The sequence below is a fragment of the Couchioplanes caeruleus genome (assembly GCF_003751945.1).
GTDB classification, from domain to species: domain Bacteria; phylum Actinomycetota; class Actinomycetes; order Mycobacteriales; family Micromonosporaceae; genus Actinoplanes; species Actinoplanes caeruleus.
The window spans coordinates 5,604,846-5,618,570 of the sequence record NZ_RJKL01000001.1 but is presented as its reverse complement, the minus strand read 5'-3'; the positions used below and the strand labels follow the sequence as shown (position 1 = coordinate 5,618,570).

General features: G+C 68.7%; 14 protein-coding genes and 2 pseudogenes. 7 read left to right on the top strand and 9 right to left on the bottom strand.

Annotation, left to right across the window (positions count from 1 at the left end):
- The first annotated feature begins 1 nt into the window (after position 1).
- The 4 genes from EDD30_RS25095 (at position 2) to EDD30_RS25080 (ending at position 4,540) form a co-directional block, all read left to right on the top strand.
- Entirely contained in the window at positions 2-1,567 is a 1,566-nt protein-coding gene (locus tag EDD30_RS25095) for a methyl-accepting chemotaxis protein (protein ID WP_071804141.1), read from the top strand.
- Positions 1,568-1,731: 164 nt separating this feature from the next.
- The gene (locus tag EDD30_RS25090; RefSeq protein ID WP_244945393.1) at positions 1,732-2,295 is read left to right on the top strand and encodes an ATP-binding cassette domain-containing protein; all 564 of its coding nucleotides are present in this window, start codon (positions 1,732-1,734) and stop codon (positions 2,293-2,295) included.
- A complete protein-coding gene (locus EDD30_RS25085) occupies positions 2,292-3,890 on the top strand; it encodes a hypothetical protein (RefSeq protein WP_143162600.1) in 1,599 nt (532 codons plus the stop codon). Before EDD30_RS25090 ends, EDD30_RS25085 begins: the two co-directional genes overlap by 4 nt.
- Positions 3,881-4,540, top strand: coding sequence for a hypothetical protein (locus tag EDD30_RS25080; protein ID WP_143162599.1), 660 nt, complete (start codon positions 3,881-3,883; stop codon positions 4,538-4,540). The genes EDD30_RS25085 and EDD30_RS25080 overlap by 10 nt, the downstream gene beginning before the upstream one ends.
- Before the next feature lie 704 nt (positions 4,541-5,244).
- Here EDD30_RS25080 and EDD30_RS25070 read toward each other — a convergent pair.
- From EDD30_RS25070 to EDD30_RS25055, 4 genes are read right to left on the bottom strand one after another with little or no spacing between them, the layout of a single operon-like run.
- Complete coding sequence (locus tag EDD30_RS25070; protein ID WP_071804139.1) at positions 5,245-5,892, bottom strand: LuxR C-terminal-related transcriptional regulator; 648 nt, start codon at positions 5,890-5,892, stop codon at positions 5,245-5,247.
- A 5-nt stretch (positions 5,893-5,897) separates the two neighbouring features.
- Positions 5,898-7,124, bottom strand: coding sequence for a sensor histidine kinase (locus EDD30_RS25065; RefSeq protein WP_084556216.1), 1,227 nt, complete (start codon positions 7,122-7,124; stop codon positions 5,898-5,900).
- Between the two features lie 13 nt (positions 7,125-7,137).
- The gene (locus tag EDD30_RS25060) at positions 7,138-8,493 is read right to left on the bottom strand and encodes an ABC transporter permease (protein WP_071804118.1); all 1,356 of its coding nucleotides are present in this window, start codon (positions 8,491-8,493) and stop codon (positions 7,138-7,140) included.
- Positions 8,490-9,269, bottom strand: a complete 780-nt coding sequence (locus EDD30_RS25055; RefSeq protein ID WP_071804116.1) for an ABC transporter ATP-binding protein — start codon at positions 9,267-9,269, stop codon at positions 8,490-8,492. The genes EDD30_RS25060 and EDD30_RS25055 overlap by 4 nt, the downstream gene beginning before the upstream one ends.
- 532 nt (positions 9,270-9,801) lie before the next feature.
- Here EDD30_RS25055 and EDD30_RS41555 point away from each other — a divergent pair.
- Positions 9,802-9,933, top strand: a complete 132-nt coding sequence (locus EDD30_RS41555) for a hypothetical protein (protein ID WP_280526171.1) — start codon at positions 9,802-9,804, stop codon at positions 9,931-9,933.
- Positions 9,934-10,177: 244 nt separating this feature from the next.
- On the opposite strand, the gene EDD30_RS40890 is transcribed toward EDD30_RS41555, so the two are convergent.
- The 5 genes and pseudogenes from EDD30_RS40890 to EDD30_RS40875 all read right to left on the bottom strand — a co-directional run bounded on the left by EDD30_RS40890 (position 10,178) and on the right by EDD30_RS40875 (position 12,626).
- Complete coding sequence (locus EDD30_RS40890; RefSeq protein WP_071804111.1) at positions 10,178-10,828, bottom strand: NAD(P)/FAD-dependent oxidoreductase; 651 nt, start codon at positions 10,826-10,828, stop codon at positions 10,178-10,180.
- Between the two features lie 8 nt (positions 10,829-10,836).
- Positions 10,837-11,574: a class I tRNA ligase family protein gene (locus EDD30_RS40885; protein ID WP_244945392.1), complete on the bottom strand. Its 738-nt coding sequence runs from the start codon at positions 11,572-11,574 to the stop codon at positions 10,837-10,839.
- Positions 11,481-11,813 (bottom strand): annotated as a pseudogene (locus EDD30_RS41550) (hypothetical protein); the annotation flags it as partial. The pseudogene EDD30_RS41550 and the gene EDD30_RS40885, both read right to left, overlap by 94 nt.
- A 190-nt stretch (positions 11,814-12,003) precedes the next feature.
- Positions 12,004-12,252: pseudogene (locus EDD30_RS41545) on the bottom strand (class I tRNA ligase family protein); the annotation flags it as partial.
- Entirely contained in the window at positions 12,249-12,626 is a 378-nt protein-coding gene (locus EDD30_RS40875) for a cupin domain-containing protein (RefSeq protein WP_244945391.1), read from the bottom strand. The pseudogene EDD30_RS41545 and the gene EDD30_RS40875, both read right to left, overlap by 4 nt.
- A 353-nt stretch (positions 12,627-12,979) precedes the next feature.
- On the opposite strand from EDD30_RS40875, the gene EDD30_RS25040 reads away from it, so the two are divergent.
- Positions 12,980-13,450, top strand: a complete 471-nt coding sequence (locus EDD30_RS25040; protein ID WP_071804109.1) for a GNAT family N-acetyltransferase — start codon at positions 12,980-12,982, stop codon at positions 13,448-13,450.
- A 13-nt stretch (positions 13,451-13,463) separates the two neighbouring features.
- Entirely contained in the window at positions 13,464-13,661 is a 198-nt protein-coding gene (locus tag EDD30_RS38425) for a hypothetical protein (protein ID WP_143162598.1), read from the top strand.
- Positions 13,662-13,725: the final 64 nt, after the last annotated feature.

The following is a 13,725-nucleotide window of genomic DNA, read 5'->3' as shown; positions in this document are numbered from 1 at the left end:
CATGGCGGTGTTGGCTAATCTCGGCATCGCCCGGAAACTGGGCGCGCTCACGGTGGCAGGCGCGCTGTGCGTCGGCATAGTCGGCGGGATCGGGCTGTGGTCCGGGTTCAAGATCAGCGGTCAGGCCAGTTCCCTCCAAGCGCTGGAGGCGGGCAAGGCGGCCATCACGCACCTCGACACCCGCCACGCCGAACTGAAGGTCACCGCGTACCAGTCGATAACCCAGTCGGATCCCAGCGCCCTGGCGCAGGAGGTCAAGGAGGACGTCGCCACCGTCGATGAGGCGGTCGCGACGATCGAGAAGCTCGCGCTGCCGGCGGATCTACGCGCCGAGTTCGCGGCGCTCAAGCCGGACGTCGAGGCGTTCAAGGCCTTCATCCTCGAATTCGTCGGTGCGGCCCAGCAAAGCCAGGCCACCGCGCTGACGCGTGAGCCGGAGATCGACGGGCGCAACACGGCGGACGACAAGCTCGAGGTCCTTCAGGACAAGACGCAGGCCCGGATCGACGCCGCACGCGCCGAGATGACCCGGGTCATCACGACGACCCGCTGGCTCATCGTCGCGGTATTCACCGCCTCGATCGTGCTCTTCGTCGCCCTCGCCGTTCCGGTGAGCCGGTCGATCATCCATCCGGTTCGGCGCGTCCGCTCGGTCCTGGACGGTCTCGCGGCCGGCGACCTTACGCAGCGGACGGGAGCGTCCGGCCGCGACGAGATCGGCGCCATGGCCACATCGCTCGACGCCGCGATGGCCAGCATGCAGCAGTCCATCGAAGCCGTAGCCGAAAGCGCAGACAACCTGGCCACCGCCTCGCAGGATCTGTCCAAGGTCAGCGGCGAGATGGCCCACGCCACCGCAGCCACCGATGCTCAGATGGCCGACGCCTCCGGGGTGGCCGAGGAGGTGTCCCGGCACGTCGACGCGGTCGCGACAGGTGCCGAGCAGATGGGCGCATCGATCCGGGAAATCTCCCGCAGCGCCACCGAGGCCGCACAGGTCGCCTCGGATGCGGTGCGCGGAGCCACCGCCGCGAACGATCGGGTCGAGCAGCTCGCCACCTCGTCGGAGGAGATCGGCAAGGTCCTCAAGCTCATCACGTCGATCGCCGAGCAGACCAACCTCCTCGCGTTGAACGCGACGATCGAGGCGGCACGGGCCGGCGACGCCGGCAAGGGCTTCGCGGTGGTGGCCAGCGAGGTCAAGGACCTGGCACAGGAGACCGCCAAGGCTACCGACGACATCCGCCAGCGCATCGCCGCGATCCAGACCGACACGACCGCCGCCGCCGAGGCGATCCGGGGAATGAGCGCCACCATCGAGGAGATCAACCACCACCAGTCGACTATCGCGAGCGCGGTGGAGGAACAGGCCGCCACGACCACGGACATGGGACGCAACGTCTCCGAGGCTGCCGTCGGGGCACAGAAGATCGCCACCAACGTCAATGCGGTGGCCGACGCGACGAGCGCCACCACCCGCGGCGTGAACACCGCGGACAGCTCGGCGAACGCGCTGGCCACCATGTCGCAGGAGCTGCGTGCGCTGGTCTCGCGGTTCCGTCACTGACTTTCGCCTCAGGGTGAAACACCGGCCAGGGGCTGGGCAGGATGGACGCATTGCCGAAGGCTGCGCCACCGTCGCCACCGCTGCCTCGACCTTCGCAGCGTTGGTGAGCGAGCGGGAGCGGACGCGCTTCGCCCGGGCTGACGCCTTCGCGCTCTTGCCGGGCTTTGAAGGAAATTTCCGGCCGGTCTAATCGCCGGGCTGAGGTACACCGCGTGCTCGAGGCGGTGAGACTCGAGGACCGCATCGGCGACAAAGTCAAGTCGCTCTCCGGGGGGATGCGTCAGCGGCTTGCGCTGGCCTGCGCCATGCTGTCTGACCCGCCGGTACTCATCCTCGATGAACCCACCGTCGGCCTAGACCCTGAACAGCGACTCCGTTTCCGGGAGATCATCGCTGAACTGGGACGTACCCGGACGGTGCTGCTCTCTACTCATCAGACCGATGACGTCGCATCCCTCTGCTCTCGAGTCATAGTGCTAAACCACGGCACCGTGCGCTTGGACGACGCCCCGAGGACACTCGCAGCGTTGGCACAGGGTCGAGTGTGGGAGAGCGATCGGCGCGAGGCCGGCGTGCTCGCCGCATGGGCCACCGGCGAGGGAACGTACCGCAACATCGGCCACGCGCCCGTGGGTGCCTCGTTGGTGCAACCGACGCTGGACGACGGTTACATGCTGTTGATGAATGCTGGAGCGACAGCCACTGCGGGCAAGGACGGCCGCCGATGATCACGACCACATCGCATGAACCCAAGGAATCACGGCGATCCGTCGAACGGGCTGGGCACATCTGGCTCGCCTTAGTAATTCAGCAGACGTGGAGACTGGTCCGCCACCCGGCGAGCGCAATGACGTTCCTCCTGGTTCTGGCCGCCTGGCTTGTGCCGCTCATCACCAACGGGGCGAGTGCGGCCTATCCAGATCTGACCAGTTCTTCCCGAACCGTGCAGTACCCGATGCTCATCTTCGCCGCTGGGATCTTCGCCGCCGCGAATCTCATTGGCTTGCAACCGCACCGACACCACACCCTTGAGTTTGAGCAGGCGCTCAGCCTGCCTCAGTGGCAGCGGGCGGCGGCGCTGTGCCTCGCCACCATAGGGCCGGCGCTGCTCGGCCTGGCCCTGGCCGGCGCCCAAGTGGCCGTACAGACTCGGCAGCGGGGCGCCGCAGGCTCAGTGCAGATGGGGGAACTGCTCACCGTGCCGGCGGTGATCGTGTTGGCCGGCATCCTTGGTCAAACAGTGGCCGACCTTAGTCGCCGCGCAGCGACCGGCTTCGTCACTCTCTCTGTCCTGGCGATCATCAGCTACGTCGGCTTGAGTTCGTCCTCCTCGCTGCGCTGGCTTACGTTTGTAGCCGGCGAGGATCCGTTTGAGACTCCCCCGTTGCCAATCAGCCTGGTCGACCGCTCCGAGTGGTGGCACGGGGCGTGGTTGATCGGGCTCGCCGCCATGGCCGCCACGGTAACGCTTTGGCAGGCAGGCCTGCGGACGAAGCCAACCGCCATGGTGGCGACTGTGCTTCTCGTCGGCGTCGCCTCCATTGGCGTGATGCAGTTGCGAGGGCCGTCCGCCGATGCAACGGCGCGTTTACGTGCCGCCGCCACCGCTCCCGCACGAATGCAGGTGTGCGAGACACACGAAGCCGTCACCTACTGTGCGTTTCCGGAGTTCCGCAGCCGTATTCCGGCCTGGGCAGCCATGGTCGAAGCCCAAGTGCGCACTGTGCCAGCGGGCGTTGCCGTACCGCCTATGAACGTCCGGCAGCACCTGCCGATAAAACTAGGTGAACATGGCGTCACCCAGCCGCTTCCGCTGGCGCAATGGGCTGCCGACGACGCAGTCGCAGGTACTCCGGGCGCCCTGCCGGTGTCTACTCGCTGGGCCGCCGGCGGCGCCGACTCCTTCGACGAAACCGAGGTGCTTGGATTTTCCGTACAGGTGGCGGCCCGGCTCGTCACCGGTGAACCCCTGGCGGCTGGCAGCGTGCGGGTCTGTGGCGGCCGCGGGGCCCTCGTCCTGTGGCTGGCAGCGAGTACCACCTCCGACGCCAGACGAGCGTTGGAGACGGTCCTGTCTCATACCTCTGGCGGCGGCCTGGACTTCTCGATCCTGAATGCGGACTCCGGCGTGTTTCTGGGGCCTGAGGAAGCAGCACTCGGTCTGGCCATGCTCGACGGCGACCGGCCGCAGGTTCGGGCCAAGGTGGTCGAACTTTGGGCGCAGCTCGCCAATCCGAGAACCACGGTAGAGCAGGCGGCGAGTCTGCTGGGACTTTCACCGCGCGGGCCTGCGCTCGCGGAGGACAGCATCACATGCGAGTAAGTTCTGACCTGATCGTTACGGTGCTGCGCAGTACCCGGGTAGCGCCGATGTTCTGCAGTGGTGCCCTAGGTCTGTTGGTGCTATTGGTGCCCATTGCGCTAGGCGCCGGATTTAACTTCCTGGACGCCACCCTCGCTCTGCACCTGGCGATGGTTGTGCTGCTCAGTGGCACGGTCTTCGTCCTTGACGATCCTGCACGCTCACTGATCGAGGTGCTGCCTATCTCGGCTCGCACAACGGCAGCGCTACGGATGGCTCTCGCGCTTATCCCGATTAGCATTTTTTGGGCGTTGATTCTCGGGCTCGCACCCTACACGGTCGCGAGCGGCGCCGCCTATCCCCGCGCCGGGCTGATCATCGAGCTTTATGCCCTGCTGGCATGGTCATGGGCGGCCGGGGCAGTGGCGGCCGAGCGATGGACAGCGGGAGCGGGCGGCCCAGTGGCCGCGCCGTTTCTTCTAGTGCTCGCCGTCGCGTTGGCGCTGCTTCCCGGCCGCCTAGCATTCTTCGTTGCGCCCGGCGCGCCTGAATATTCGGCGTCCCGAACTCGGTGGCTCGTCCTGCTGCTGACCGGGCTGATCGCCTTGGCGGCCGCCAACGCAAGCCACATCTTGCCTCGCGCGTCCGGTCTACGATCTCGGTCGCATTGACTCAGTGCTGAGCGATGTCTCGTAACTCGTTGCGGGCATTGCTCATGAACGGTGCACGGGTCAGCCGGCGAGAGCCATGTTGTGCAGATGTGCGATGCCGGCTCACGCGCGACCCGCGTGGCGCACGGCAGCGGACACCGGCGCTCACGGGACGTCGCCGCGCAGAGATTGCGCGACGAGGACCGCCGACTGTACGGACTGCCCAGACAACGACACTCCGATGTCGCCGCGTACCTTCTGCGATCCAGGTACTGACGTCCGGCCTGAGGTAGAGCGGCTCGCCTGGTACGCGCTGCGCTGTGTCGTGCGAACGGCCGATCGCGACGTTCGAGGTCCAGCACGAGGGACCGTAGGGCGGAAGGCTGAGGACGACTTCGCGCAGATCCACGCCCGCGGCGCGGATGCCGCCGAGGATCTCGGTGCGGTGGTCGGCGTTGATCAGGCTCATCGGGACGACCCAGGTGTGAGCGTGCTCCGTGGCTCCGGGGACGCCCGTGGACGGCCGAGTGGCCTGGTCCTGTCGAGGGGTTCCGTCGAATCCGCCGTAACAGCAGGGCGTCGCACCCATGATCAATCATGCTTCGTGGGCCAGATCGACTAACGACACCAGCGGCTCGCGAGTCTTGGCTCCATTGATCGGTTCCCACCGCGAGCGCGCGACCCGCGGCTTCCCGACGAAGCCTCGAGATCATTTGGCCGGCGAGTCAGCCCTGTTGCAGCCACGCCAGTACGGCCAAGACCCGGCGGTTGTCATCGGCGGCCTGCGGAAGGTCGAGCTTCATGAAGATCGCGTGGGTGTGCTTGCTGATCGCCTTCTCCGAGACGAACAGCCGACCGGCGATGGCCGCGTTGGATCGCCCCTCGGCCATCAGCCCCAACACGTCTCGCTCCCGTTCGGTGAGCCTGGCCAGCGGGCGCCGGCTGGCGGAGCCGCTGACCAGCCCGGCCACCACCTCCGGGTCGAGCGCGGTACCGCCGCCGGCGACCCGTCGCACGGCCGCGACGAACTCGTCCACGTCGGCCACCCGGTCCTTCAGCAGATAACCGACCGATCCGGCCCCGCTGGCCAGCAGCTCACGGGCGGACACCGGTTCCACGTGCTGGCTGAGCACCAACACCGGCAGGCCAGGCCGGGCCTCGCGGGCGGCGATGGCGGCGGACAGCCCCTCGGTAGAGAACGTCGGCGGCAGCCGCACATCCACGATGGCGACGTCAAAGTCGTCGCGGGTGAGCGCGCGTTCCAGCAGCGGACCGTTGTCGACGGCGTCGACGACGGTGATGGCACTGGCCTCGAGGATTCGGGTTATCCCCACCCGCAGCAGCGCCTGGTCCTCGGCGAGGATCGCCCGCAGCGGTGTCACTGGCCGCTCCGGCACGGCAGCGTCATCGTCACCACCGTCGGCCCTCCGGCCGGGCTGTCCACGTCGAGGGCCCCGTCGAACGCCGCGAGCCGTCGGGCCACCCCGGTCAGGCCGGAGCCGTCCGGATCGGCGCCGCCCCGACCGTCGTCGCCGACGACGAGGCGCAGGGCCTGACCGTCATGGTCAACCCGGATCCACGCCCGCGCCGCCTGCGCATGCTTCACCGTGTTGGCGAGGCATTCGGCGACAGCGAAATACGCGGCCGACTCCACCGGCGGCGGCAGTGGCGGGGCGCTGACGCGGACCGCGACGGGCAGCGGGGTGGGTAGCGCCAGCGCCTCGATGCCACCGGCCAGGCCACGGTCGGCGAGCGCCGGCGGATGGATGCCGCGGACGACCGAGCGCAGATCCTCCAAGGCGGACACCGCGCCGTTTCGCGCCTCTCGCAGTAGCGCGGCGGCCGACTCCGGATCGGTCGCGATCAGTTTCTCGGCCAGTCCCACGCTCATTCCCACCGACGCGATCCGGGCTTGGGCGCCGTCGTGCAGGTCACGTTCGATCCGGCGCACCTCGGCGGCGCTGTGGTCGAGCATTTCCGCGCGAGAGGAGGTGACCTCGTCGACCCGCCGCGTCAGCGACTCCACCTGTGCGTCGCCAAAAATGCCGGCCTCCGCGCGGGCACGCGCGTACACGAGTGGCGGCGTTATCAGCCACCAGATGAGCGGGCAGGGCAGGCTCAGCGCGACGAGGAGCAACCAGACGCCGCTGGGGTCGATCGCCAACCCGACAAGGTGGGTGACGGGCGTCGCCAAGACCAGCGGCGGCAGCCCGGACAGCACGGCACCTCCGGTCGCGGAGAAGGCCAGGAACGCGAAGTCGCGCCACCGCCGCGGGTCGCGCAGCCACACCACGGGCTCGCCGACGAAGCCTCGGCCGGTCGTGGCGGCGTACCCGGGCGGCAGCCGCCGCCCCAGCAGGGCACCGCTGACCCGCCGGTGCAGGGCGGTGAGTCGCTCGGTGGCCGGCACCACGACCTGGGCTAGCGGAAAGCCGATCCCCAGGGGACCGAGTACGACCGCGAGCGCACTGAGAATGGCCAGCACCAGCGCCGGAACGAACAGCAGGAAGCTGGCGGCGGCCACAACGGTCAGCCGGAACCGGTCGACGAGGCCTCGCTCGTCGACCGGCATCGGACCCACCGAGCGAATCGGTCGCGTGATCATCGCCGACAGTCTCTCATCGAGAGCTCGGCGCCGGAGTCGCCACCGGCCCGCTCCAGCGCAAACCCAACCGGGCGGCGAGCAGCGTCAGGATGACCGCTCCCACCGCGACCAGCGGCGGCAGCCACAGCTGCCCGTTCGGAATCAGTCCCTCATGCCGGGCGATCCCGAACGGCACCGTGGTCGCGAGCGCCGCGAGCGTGCCGAGCACTACGCCGACCCCGGCGACCAGAGCGGCCTCGGCCACCACCGACGACCTGATCTCGCGTGGGGTGGCACCGATCAGCCAGAGCCGGCGCAGCTCCGCGGTTCGGTGGGCGAGCACGGCGGCGAACGAGTTCACGACGACCACGGCGGCGAACAGTACGATCATCGCGACGACGACGTTGTTGAGCAGGTTGATCTGGTCGGCGACGGCGGGGTCAAATCCGCTGGCGGGTAGGGTTCGGCCGTCGATACCGACCAGGGTGAGCGTCCCCATCGCGGCCGACGTGAGGACGATGACCGGGGCCAGCACACCGCTGAGCAGCGACGCGCGCCGGCGTGCGTTGTCGGCCGCGAGGCGCCCGGCCGGCCCGGCCAACAGCAGCAGCGGTCGGCCGAGTGGTGCCAGCAAGCGCAGCAACCAGGGCGCCAGCGCCGCCAATCCGAGCCCGACCACGATCGAGGCCGGTCCAGAAGTCCCCATGGCGTCGTACGGGTCGGCGGCGTCGGCGGTCACGGTGACGGTGATGACGCCCAGCGCCAGGCCGTACCCGACCAGGATCACGCCGGCGACGGCCCGCCACCAGCGCGGCCGCCGGCCGCCCGGTACGCTCTCGCGCGGCGCGACCGTGGCCGGACCGCGCGCCGCGCGACGCCCGGCGATTTCGGACGCGAGCAGGCTGAGCGTCACGACGATCACCGCTGTCAGGGCGTGCGTGACCAATTCACCGTCGACGCGCACAGAGTCGGCGACCAGACCGCCGGACCGCAGCGCCGCCAACAGCGCCCTGCCACCCAGCGCGGCGAGCAGCGCGCCCGCGCCGGAGGCCACCAGCGCGACCACCAGCGTCTCGGCCCGGATCAACCGCCGGGCCTGCCGAGGTGTGGCGCCGATGGTGCGCAGCACCCCGATCTCGACCTCGCGTTGCGTCGCGGTGATGCCGACGGTCGAGATGACGGCAAAGAGCACGATCAGGCTCCCCCAGCCACCGACCACGGAACCCATGGTGATGAGTGCCTCCCGGTCCGGCTCACTCACCGGACCGGCGGCGGCCGCGAACAACGAGGCGAACGAACCCATCAGCGCGGTGCCGAGCAGGATGGCGAGAAACGTCGCGGTGGAGGCGGTGGCGCGATGCCGCAGCGAGGCGAGCGCGAGCCCGGTCACGACGCCACGACCAGCTCGTCGAGGTGTGCCATCTGGCCGGCGACCGCGTCCGCGGTGGGCCGATCCATGGCACCGGCGACCTGGCCGTCGACCAGGAAGACAACCCGGTCCGCGGCCGCCGCGGCCACCGGGTCGTGGGTCACCATCACCGCGGTCCGGTCCAGTTCGTCGACACAGTCGCGCAGCAGCCGCAACACCTCATGGGCGTTGACCGAGTCCAACGCGCCGGTCGGTTCGTCGGCGAGGATCACGGCCGGCTCGGTGATCAGCGCGCGGGCGACGGCGACGCGCTGTCGCTGGCCGCCGGAGAGCACCGCCGGCAGTGCCCGTGCGCGATCGGCCAGGCCCACCCTGGTCAGCAAGGCGCGTACCTGGTCGTGGTCGACCCGCCGCCCGGCGAGCGTGAGTGGCAGACCGACGTTCTGCGTCGCTGTGAGGTAGGGCATCAGGTGAAATCCCTGGTAGATGAAGCCAATCCGCTCACGACGAAACCGCGCGCGCTGGTCCTCGCCCCAGTCCGTGATGTCCTCGCCAGCGATCAGGACGCGACCGCCGTCGGGACGCTCCAGCCCGGCGGCGCAGCTCAGCAACGTGGATTTGCCGGAGCCCGATGGCCCCATCACCGCGGTGAAGCTGCCGGGGGTGATGGCGAGGCTCACGTTCGCCAACGCCCGTACGGCGCCAGTGCCGAGGCCGTACGTTCGGGTCAGGGCGCGCACCTCGAGGGCGGGTCGCGCGAGTTCGGCGAGGGGCAGTGTTCCAGACGTCGAAATCATACCCTTGACGCTAGGAGCGGCCGGGGCAGCGATCGATGGGCTCAGGGCGCCGTTCGCCGGTGGAGTTTTCCCTACCCCGCGAAGCTATTCTGGCGGGACGGTGAGACCTTCGCGATCACCGGACTGGCCGTTCGAAAGGCCTCCGGTTGTGGAGTCTCGGCGGCGGCGGTAGCGCGCAACAGGCACTGAGCCATACCCGAGACCCTGGGCTCAACCGGTCCAACGAACGACCCCTGCGACCCGCCTCTGCAACGTAGGACAGGTACTGAGTAATGGTCACCGGGCGGCCCGCAGCCCGACGGCCAGGACGTCACGCTCGTACGGGGCGGATCGCCGAGTGGCCGCGCTGTCCCGCCCCGCCGGCCGAGCCGGCCACGCCGCCACGGCTGGCTGGTCCGCGACAGCGCCGACCCCGCCGCGGGAGTGGTGAGCCTGGCCACCGGCGCGGAGTTCGGCTGCGTCTTCCACGGCGGCTGACACGCCGTCTCGGTCTGATCGCACCGACACGTACACCGGGCACGGTGGTGACCCGGTGGTGGACCTCATCGGCGACGGCCCGCGCGATCGCCGGCGCGATGCGGACACCGCCTCCATTGAACGGACGGACGACGATGACGCGGCCGCTGTCATCGACTGCAGCAGCGGTGAGCCGTCGGCGCAATAGCCGTCGAACCCGCACACGACCCGGTCCACCGTCACCTCGGGCAACCAGGGCAGGAGTGGTGTCAGGCGGCTGATGATCAGTCGCTGATGTTCAGGGTCAGGTGGCGCGCCAATGGGTAGCTCCAGGTCCCAGACCGGGTGAGTCGCACCCAGGACGCTCGTGACGGCATCGATGGGACGCAGGTAGGCGCCGGTGCGCAGGTCGAGGATCGTCGGGAGTTGCCGGGCCTGGTGGCGTCCGGCGATCACCTGGATCGACCGCGCCCGCCGTCCCGCGACCAGCATCCGCCGGCCTTCGGCGACGACGGCGGTGGCTGCCACGCCCCGGTGGCCACGACGACGTTGCCTGCCTCGACGGACACCTGGTCGGTGCGTACCGTCGCTGCACCCGGACCGGTCAATAGTTCGGTAACGGTGAGCCCGTGGTGCACTTCGCCACCGTTCTCGCGAACCCGAGTTAGCCACTGCGCGGCCACATCGGCCGGCTCCACGTAACCCGCGCTCGGCTCCACGACGGCTCCCGCTCCGGCGAGCGCGACGCCCAGGGCGTTCGAGTCCCGGACGTGGGTGTCGCGGAAGCCCGCCGCTACCAGGTCCGCTGCCGCGGCCGCCGGATCAGGCTCGTCCCCGGTGGACGGCATCGTGACCGAACCGACGGCCCGAACCTCGGATTCTCCGGACGGCCAACGGCTCGGATCGAGGTACGTGTGCAGGCTCTCGGCCGCCCATGCCCGGATCTTCGGATCGGGGTCGTAGGCGCGGACCATGCCGCCGGACAAGGTGGTGGCTATTCGTGACGTCGGATGCCCGCGGTCGAGGACCACGACCCGCCGGCCTCCTCGCGCCAGTTCGGCGGCGGTGCCGGCGCCCACAATGCCGGCGCCGACGACCACCACGTCGGCTTTCAGTCCTGGTCGTGGTACTCGCACCGCGTCCCGCCGGGAAGGAACGACCAGGAGACCTCGCGGACCGGAACGCCGGACAAACCCAGCCAGCTCCAGATACCAGCCGCGGCGGCTGACATGATCGGCCAGACCAGTGCGGCGACCACCTTGGCGCAGAGGAACTGCAGGGCTTCGCTAGTCCGCGTCTCCTCCGCTTGGTCGGCGTCACCTCGCATCGCGGCATCCGCCGCGGCGAACTCACGCAGACGTTCGACCAGGGTGTCGAGTAGGCGGACATATGCCCGACCGTTGAAGGCGCCGGGAAGGAGAACGCCGTCCGCCTGCTCGGTGACCGAGTTCAGGAATCGGTACACCTCCCGGTGGGTCGGAGTCCACGCACCGGTTCCGGGAACCACGTTGCCGATCGACGCCGCCAGCTTCTCCAGCCCGGCCTGCCACTCCTCGACGGCCACGGCAAGTTGATCGGTGATGCGGCCACGGGCCCGCTCGTCGGAGATCGACGTGACGCGCCCCTCAGGTGCCTCCCGCAGAAGTGCGGCCCGGACCGTGTCCGCGCTGTTCAACGCCAAGGACTCGTCGGCCCAGACGGCGTGGCGGCGGCTGGTGGAAAACTTCGCGGCGTCGAGGTGGAGGAACTGGTTGGTCACCATCGTGTCCGGCAGGAGCTTGTCGTCGCCGAGGAGGATCGCCACGGCCGGAAGCACGACGGTGTAGTAGTACATGTTGTCCAGACCCATGAAAAGTACGGTCTCGGTGCCGGGAGCGTCGGCATCGCGACTGCGGGCGGCATCAAGGCGTGGTGATATTCCCGCAACCGCGGCAGGAGCGACGGAACGTCGAGTTCCAGCGCGGACTCGGTGCGGGCTCCCGCAGGACCACGACACACCGTGCAGAAGGGATCGCGCAGCTCGATCGTCCGGTTGGGGGTTCCGCACGCCTCGCAGATTTCGCCGTCCGCCTCGGCGCCGCATGCCCGGCAACCGCCACCGGCCCAGCCCTGGAAGAGCGAAGCCGAACAGTTCGCGCAGTATGCCGTCGGCCGGAGCCTGGCATATGACCCGCTCCGGTGACCAGCAGCGGTCCACTTCCGACACCTCCGCCATACCGGCCAGGCGACTCAGCAGCGTGTTCGCGCGCTGACCGTGGGCCGGGTCGTGATGAGGGACGGTGAAGAGATCCGGCGTGACGCCGGCGGCGGCGAGCGTCCGTCGTATCTCGGCGGTCCGCTCGTGGTTGACCTGCTCGGGCGTCACCCCGTTGCGTCGGACGGTGACCGCGACGTGGGACTGGTGGTCGTCCGTGCCGGTGATGAGCTCGGCCGGACGGCCAGCCGATCGCATGGCCCGGACGAAGGCGTCGGCACGGACGTACGGACCGGCCAGGTGCCCGAGGTGCAAGCCACCGTTCGGAGTCACCGGCGGGCAGAAGACAACGGCACGCTCGGCCAGCAGCGCCCGGGCGCCTGGTTCGCCAGCTCGGCCACCACCGTGCCGGGGTCTTCCCGGTAGAGCGACACCAGGTCGAACGGCTCGTCGGCCTCGTTGCGGATCCAGTGCATCCGGAAGGGCGTCAGGTAGCAGACGTCACCAACGGTGATCTCGTGCTCCTCGTCGCCGAGGCCGACGAAGGCGCGACCACGCAGGACGATGAAGACCTCACCGTCCTGATGGGTGTGCCGCTTCGACGTCTCGCCCGGGGGGACGCTTCCGAACACCGAACCGAACGGGATTCCGGGAATGTCGGACGAGGGCAGCAGCGACTGCAGCTTCATGTCGTATTCGGCTGACATTCGCGAGCGGTTCAGCGAACGAATAATCACACATACCTCCACGGGCATCAGTGGACGCGTTGATCGAAGAGTCGAATCGCAGCACTGGTGAAGGCCCCGGGCAACCTCGGGGAACGTCGAACAATGACGATATGATCACCGAGAGTCAACGCTTTGCGATACGACCCCTCGTAACGGCTCTGACGGCGTCCTGAATTGGCAATATGCCAAGCGCTGACGATCCATTGGGGAGGTACCGCGCGGTGCGCATGATCATGGTATTGTGCACGACCCGACAGGTGGCAGCGTCGAGTCGCAAACGGTAGGCGACGATGCCAATCTTGACGGGGAATTACCAGATTCAGGAGAGGTCAATGAATTTCACCGATATCGCTGAAGGCCTCACGGTCGTCCAAGTCGACGTCGAGGACATCGATGCGGCTGCCGACCTCTTCACCGGCTATCTCGACTTCTACGGTCGCCAGGCCACACTGGACGAAGCCCGGGAGTTTCTCCGACAGCGCCTGACCCGGAAAGAAAGCATCGTTCTGCTCGCCCGCCGCGCCGGCGAATGGGTCGGTTTCACCCAGGTCTATCCGACCTTCTCCTCCGTCTCGATGGCGCCGGTGTGGGTCCTCAACGACCTCTTCGTCCGTCCGGACGCTCGCCGTGGCGGCGTCGGCCGGACACTGCTCCGGGCGGTCGTGGACCAGGCAGCCGCCGCGGGCGCGGTCCGGGTCACCCTCGACACCGCGGCGGACAACACGTCCGCCCAGGCCCTGTACGAATCCGAGGGCTTCACGACCGACCACCCGGTGAAGTACTACCTCAAGCGCACACGCTAACGATCCTCCTGCCATGTCGTCTGTCGTCGTACTTCAATCCGCCGGTGCACCGGACTATCCCTACGCCGACTGGCTCGCAGATCATCCCGGGCGCACGACCATCGCCCATATGGCCGGCCACAAGACCGCGGGTCGGCCGGACCTGGCCGTCGCCGGCATCGTGGCGGAACATCTTCTTGCATTTGTCGGGCGATCCCCTGCAGGTGGGTGACTGGCTGCTGCCTATGGCTTACCCGAAAAGGGCTTGGGCCCTGGTCCGACGTGCGGGGATTCCG